Here is a 5,821-nt window from a genome sequence, read left to right on the forward strand (position 1 = left end):
CCTGCAAGATGCCGCAGGAGATCACGCACGAGCGGCGCTTCGTCGGTTGCGACGATCTACTGTTCGCGTTCGTGGAGCGCATGCGTGAGTTGGGGCCCAAGCTGGGGCCCATCCTCATTCAGTGCGGCCCCGATTTCTCGCCGCAGCAGGGCAAGCCGTTCGCCGAGTTCCTGGCGCTGTTACCACGTGATCTCCGATTCGCCGTGGAGTTCCGTCAGCCCACATGGGTGCGCAAGCGGGTGCTCGATCTGTTGCGCGAGCATGGGGTGGCGCTCGCGTTGAGCGATGGCAAATGGATTCCCCGAGACTGGCTGCTGAAACTGTGCGAGCAACCCACAGCGGACTTCGCCTATCTGCGCTGGATGGGGCCCGACCGAACGATCACCGACTACTCGCATCTGCAGGCGGACCGGAGTGCCGAGCTCGACGCGTGGGCGCGCATGATCCCGGTGCTGCAGGGGCAGGTGCGGGAAGTCTACGGCTTCGTGAACAACCACTTTGCCGGGCACGCTCCGGCATCCGTGCGCATGTTGCAGGAACGGCTCGGGTTGCCCACCGTAGACCCCGTGTCGATCAGCGAGCAACCGCTGCTCTTCTGATCCCGCGCCGACTAGGGAGCGGTTTCGGGAGCGTTCGCCCCCTAGATTGGTGGGATGACCACGAGTCCATTGCCCCCCGTCGATCGTGAGGCCGCGAGCCGATTGGTTCGCGGGGAATCCAGACGTCCCCATGATGTGCTGGGGGCCCACCCCGTCACCGTTGACGGGGTAGACGGGGTGGTGGTGCGCGCCCTGCTCCCCAACGCGGCGCACGTGGCGGTGCTGGTCGGTGAACACGAATTCCCGATGCAGCGTGACGAGCATGGCCTGTTCGTGGCGTTTCTCTCCGACCGCCGCGTCCCGCTGACGTACCAGCTGGTGGTCACGGACGGGCAGGGAGCGCGGCGGGTGCAGGACGATCCCTATCGCTTTCTCCCCACGGTGGGCGAGATCGATCTGCACCTCTTCAACCAGGGGCGCCATCTGCGTCTGTGGGAGAAGCTGGGGTCGCACCCCTGCGAGATCGACGGCGTGCCGGGCACCGCGTTCGCCGTATGGGCTCCCAACGCCCAGCGTGTGAGCGTCATCGGGTCGTTCAACCACTGGGATGGGCGCGCGCACACCATGCGGATGCTCGGTACCAGCGGCGTGTTCGAACTGTTCGTGCCGGACGTGCATGCCGAGGCGCTGTACAAGTTCGAGATCCTGGCGCGTAGCGGAGCCACGCGCGTCAAGACCGATCCGTACGCGCACAAACTCGAGCAGTCACCGGGCTTCGCGAGCATCGTGCAGGGACGTAGCCAGTACACGTGGAACGACGGCAGTTGGCTCTCGCAGCGTGCGGAGAGCGATGCCGTGCGCGAGCCGATGATCGTGTACGAGGTGCACCTCGGGTCGTGGTTGCGCGGTGAGGGCAACCGGCCGTTGAGCTACGGCGAGATCGCTCCCAAGCTCGCTGAACATGTGCGGCGGTTGGGGTTCACGCATGTGGAGCTGCTGCCAATCCAGGAGTATCCGTTCGGTGGCTCGTGGGGCTATCAGGTGGGTGGGTACTATGCGCCTACCTCACGGTTCGGCACGCCCGATGACTTCCGGTTCTTCGTGGACACGCTGCATCAGGCCGGCATCGGTGTGCTCCTCGACTGGGTGCCGGCGCACTTCCCGAAGGACGACTGGGCGCTGCGTCGCTTCGACGGCACCGCGTGCTACGAGCACGAAGACCCTCGGCTCGGTGATCACCCCGAGTGGGGCACGCACATCTTCAACTACGCGCGGCACGAGGTGCGCAACTTCCTCGTGGCGAATGCGCTCTACTGGATCGAGGAGTTCCATCTCGACGGATTGCGGGTGGATGCCGTCGCGTCGATGCTGTACCTCGATTACGGCCGGGAAGCCGGCCAGTGGCTGCGCAATCGCTACGGTGGCCGCGAGAACCTCGACGCCGTGGCGTTCCTGAAGCAGCTCAATCATGCGGTGCATTCGCTGCATCCCGGCGTGATCACGGTGGCCGAGGAGAGCACGGCGTGGCCGAAGGTCACCGCGCCCATCAGTGATGGCGGGTTAGGCTTCACCTTCAAGTGGAACATGGGGTGGATGCACGACACCCTCGACTACTACAAGATCGATCCCTTCTTCCGCAAAGGGGCGCACGACAAGCTCACCTTCGCGATGTGGTACGAGTACAGCGAGAAGTTCGTCAATCCGCTGTCGCATGACGAAGTGGTGCACCTGAAGAAGTCGCTGCTCGAGAAGATGCCGGGCGACGTGTGGCAGAAACTCGCGAATCTGCGCACGCTCATCGGCTATTCCATCACGCGCCCTGGCAAGTCGCTGTTCTTCATGGGTACCGAACTCGGCACGCATCACGAGTGGAATCACGATGTGAGTCTCGAGTGGCATCTGCTCGATGATCCCGGTCGTCGCGGGCTCATGGACTACGTCGGGGCCTTGGGGGCGCTGTATCAGCAGTTGCCCTGTCTCTGGCGCGCCGATCACGATCCCAGTGGCTACCGGTGGATCGACGTGGCCGATCGTGAGCAATCGGTGTTCTCCTATGCGCGCTTCGATGGTCGTGAACATGCCCTGGTGGTGCTCAACCTCACGCCGGTCCCGCGCTCCGGATACCGGCTCGGCGCACCGGTCAACGCGACGTATCAGGTGGTGTTGAACTCCGATGCCCTGCCGTTCGGCGGCAGCGGGTATCCCGTAGAGGGTATCGCGCGTACGGAAGCGGTACCATTTCACGGATTCGAACACTCGCTCACGGTATCGCTCCCGCCGTTGAGCATGCTGGTCCTGGTTCCGGACACGCTTCCGGACGAGAGACCTGCGGTCGCGGCGACCACCGCGAAGCCGGCGCCCGGCCGGAAGTCGACGAAGAGCAAGAAGCGCAAGGCGCCCAAGGAGTAAGCGGTTCGTATGACCAGCAAGGCAAAGACGATCGTGTTCGGCGTGCTCACGGCCATCGCTGCGGCCGTGTGCGTGCGGCTCGGCATCTGGCAGCTCGATCGCCTGCAGCAACGGCGCGCGCAGAATGCCATTGTGGTGGCGCGCGGTGAGGCGCCCCTGCTCTCGGTGGCCGATCTGCGCGGGCAGGATACGAGCATCACGCACTGGCGACAGGTACAGGTCGACGCTGTTGCCGACTACGAGCATGAGCTTGTACACGCGACCCGCACGCAGAACGGCTCGCCGGGGGTGCACCTGCTCACCCCGGTGCGCCCGCTCGACGGGAGCTGGGGGGATACCGCCATTCTGGTGCTGCGTGGCTATCTCTACGCGGCCGACGGCCGGACCGTCGACTTCGGCAAGGCGCGGGAGAGTGATACGCTTCGGTTGAAGACGCTGCTCACCTCATTCCCGCCCATCAAGGCAGGACAAGCGCGCATGCAGTCGTCTCCGCGCGCGATGCGCCTGCTCAACCCCGACACGATCGCCACCCTCATCGGTCGTCCTGTCGCCCCCTTCGTGCTATTGGCGCTTGGGGACACCATCATGACGGACATCACCCGTCCAAGCCGCGTGCCACCGCCGGCGGTCACCGAAGGCCCGCACCTCAGCTACGCGCTGCAGTGGTTCGGTTTCGCCACCGTATTCGTGATCGGCTTCGTGGCCTTCGCGAGGACGAAGCGACGGTAGGTGCTTGCGTGTTGCGGGTGCGCAACACGTAAGGCGTTGGGCCGTCTCGCGTGCGACACAGGGCTGTCGGAGGCCTCCGAGGGCCATACGTGCCGCCGAGGTAGCGCCTCCAGCAGCCAGCCCTATCGGATCAATGTGGCCTGTCTATTGCAGTGACGATGAGCACGGTGGGATTCCCGGTGCTCAGGTCGAGGAGGGCGCATGCTGCAGACGATGGTTCGACGGAACACGCGCAAAACGATCGCCTTACTGCTCGGCCTCGGGCTCGCGACGCGAGCCGATGCGCAGCTGATCACACCCGTGACCGTGGCGCCGGCCATGGAGCTCGTGCGCAGCAGCGCCGCGCCGACGTCGACTGGTGCGGTGGCGCGCTCGGTGTTCAGCAAAATCACCCCGAGCTTCTCCATCGCGCCCAAGGTCATGTTCCGTCGTCGCGGTGCCCGCGGGGCCACGTTCGACTATGCCAAGCAGACCGTGTGGCTCTCCTCCAACGTGCACGACGTGCTGCCGCGCGGCGCGAAGCCATATTGGCCCTCGGCCTTGCGGCTGAGTGCTGGCCGTCGCGGCATGGGTCCGGGTATGCCCGCCGAGTATGCGGTAGGCCTCGATCTCGACGCCGCGCGGTTACCGGGAGCCCATCCGGCCTGGATGCAGGTGAAGGCGGTCCTGCATACGCTGCGGCTCCCCGGTCCGGCGATCGTCATGGGCCCCAACGGTACGCGCGCCCTCGGACTCTACTGGTGAGTCAATGAATCAAGGGGGCAGCGTGATCACGCGCCGTAGTACGACCGGTACCACTCCACGAAGCGCGCCACCCCGGTCTCGATGCTGGTCTTCGGCGCGAAGCCCACGTCCTGCTCGAGCGCCGCGACGTCGGCATACGTCGCCGGTACGTCGCCCGGCTGGATGGGGAGCATGTTCTTCTCTGCGGTCCGGCCGAGCGCCTGCTCGAGGGTGCCGATGAGATGCATCAGCTCCACCGGATTGTTGTTGCCGATGTTGTAGATCCGGTATGGCGCCTTGCTGGTGGCGGGATCGGGATGATCACTGTTCCAGTCGGGATTCACCGGCGCCGTGTGATCATTGGTGCGGATCACCCCTTCCACGATGTCGTCGATGAACGTGAAGTCCCGACGCATCTTGCCGTGATTGAACACATCGATGGGACGCCCTTCAAGAATGGCCTTCGTGAACAGGAACATGGCCATATCGGGGCGACCCCAGGGGCCGTACACCGTGAAGAAGCGCAGTCCCGTGGTTGGCAGACCGTACAGGTGGCTGTACGTATGCGCCATGAGCTCGTTGGCCTTCTTGGTGGCCGCATACAGCGACAGCGGATGATCCACGTTCTGATGCACCGAGAAAGGCATCGCCGTGTTGGCGCCGTACACGCTTGACGAGCTGGCGTAGGTGAGATGCTGCACGCCGTGATGCCGGCATCCCTCGAGGATGTGCAGGAAACCCACGAGGTTGCTGTCGATGTACGTGTGCGGGTTGGTGAGCGAGTACCGCACCCCCGCCTGCGCGGCGAGGTTGATCACCTTGTCGAATCGCTGCGAGGCAAAGAGCTGCTCGATGCCGGCGCGATCACCGAGATCCATGCGTACGAACGTGAACCCGGGCGTACCGGTGAGCCGTGCCAGTCGCGCTGCCTTCAGCGTGGGATCGTAATAGTCGTTCAGATTGTCGAGCCCGACCACCTCGTCGCCGCGGGCGAGCAGTCGTTCGCTCGTGTGGTAGCCGATGAACCCGGCGGCGCCGGTGACGAGAATCTTGGCCATGTCCGTATCCCGAAGTCCGCGATTGTGCGGAGTGCTGAAGGTGTGGCGAAGGAAATCGAAACGATGCGATGTCAGGACAACCGGGGCGATGGGAGCGCCACGGGACGCTGCAATAACAATACGGCACTCATGATGGCTGCGCCGCCGACGACGGTGCCCACGCCGATGGGCTGACCGAGCAGCACTACGCCCAGCATGGTGGTCCAGAACGGCTCCACGGTGCTGGTGATCGCCGTGCGCACGTTGCCGAGCACACGGAGCCCGGCCAGGAAGCCGAAGAACGCCCCACCGGCCAGCGCGCCCTGCAGCATGCTCGCGCCGAGCGCGACCGGGTCGGGGAGGTCCAGCAGCGCACCGGAGCCA

The 5,821-nt window shown here is 64.9% G+C and carries 5 protein-coding genes and 1 pseudogene; 4 read left to right on the plus strand and 2 right to left on the minus strand.

Annotation, left to right across the window (positions count from 1 at the left end):
• The 4 genes from ACIQ6O_RS11665 to ACIQ6O_RS11680 form a co-directional block, all read left to right on the plus strand.
• Nucleotides 1-599: DUF72 domain-containing protein (locus ACIQ6O_RS11665; RefSeq protein WP_396207963.1), on the plus strand; the 599-nt coding region annotated here is incomplete at its 5' end.
• A 54-nt stretch (nt 600-653) separates the two neighbouring features.
• Entirely contained in the window at nt 654-2,948 is a 2,295-nt protein-coding gene (gene glgB / locus ACIQ6O_RS11670) for a 1,4-alpha-glucan branching protein GlgB (protein ID WP_396207964.1), read from the plus strand.
• Between the two features lie 9 nt (nt 2,949-2,957).
• On the plus strand, nt 2,958-3,677 hold the full coding sequence (locus tag ACIQ6O_RS11675; RefSeq protein ID WP_396207965.1) for an SURF1 family protein: 720 nt from the start codon (nt 2,958-2,960) through the stop codon (nt 3,675-3,677).
• Nucleotides 3,678-3,878: 201 nt separating this feature from the next.
• Nucleotides 3,879-4,421 (plus strand): hypothetical protein, encoded by a 543-nt coding sequence (locus tag ACIQ6O_RS11680; RefSeq protein WP_396207966.1) that lies wholly within the window; start codon nt 3,879-3,881, stop codon nt 4,419-4,421.
• 26 nt (nt 4,422-4,447) lie between these two features.
• On the opposite strand, the gene ACIQ6O_RS11685 is transcribed toward ACIQ6O_RS11680, so the two are convergent.
• The gene (locus ACIQ6O_RS11685) at nt 4,448-5,458 is read right to left on the minus strand and encodes an NAD-dependent epimerase (RefSeq protein WP_396207967.1); all 1,011 of its coding nucleotides are present in this window, start codon (nt 5,456-5,458) and stop codon (nt 4,448-4,450) included.
• Nucleotides 5,459-5,529: 71 nt separating this feature from the next.
• Nucleotides 5,530-5,821, minus strand: a pseudogene (locus ACIQ6O_RS11690) (hypothetical protein); the annotation flags it as partial.

Source organism: Gemmatimonas sp. (genome assembly GCF_044345575.1).
GTDB lineage: Bacteria > Gemmatimonadota > Gemmatimonadetes > Gemmatimonadales > Gemmatimonadaceae > Gemmatimonas.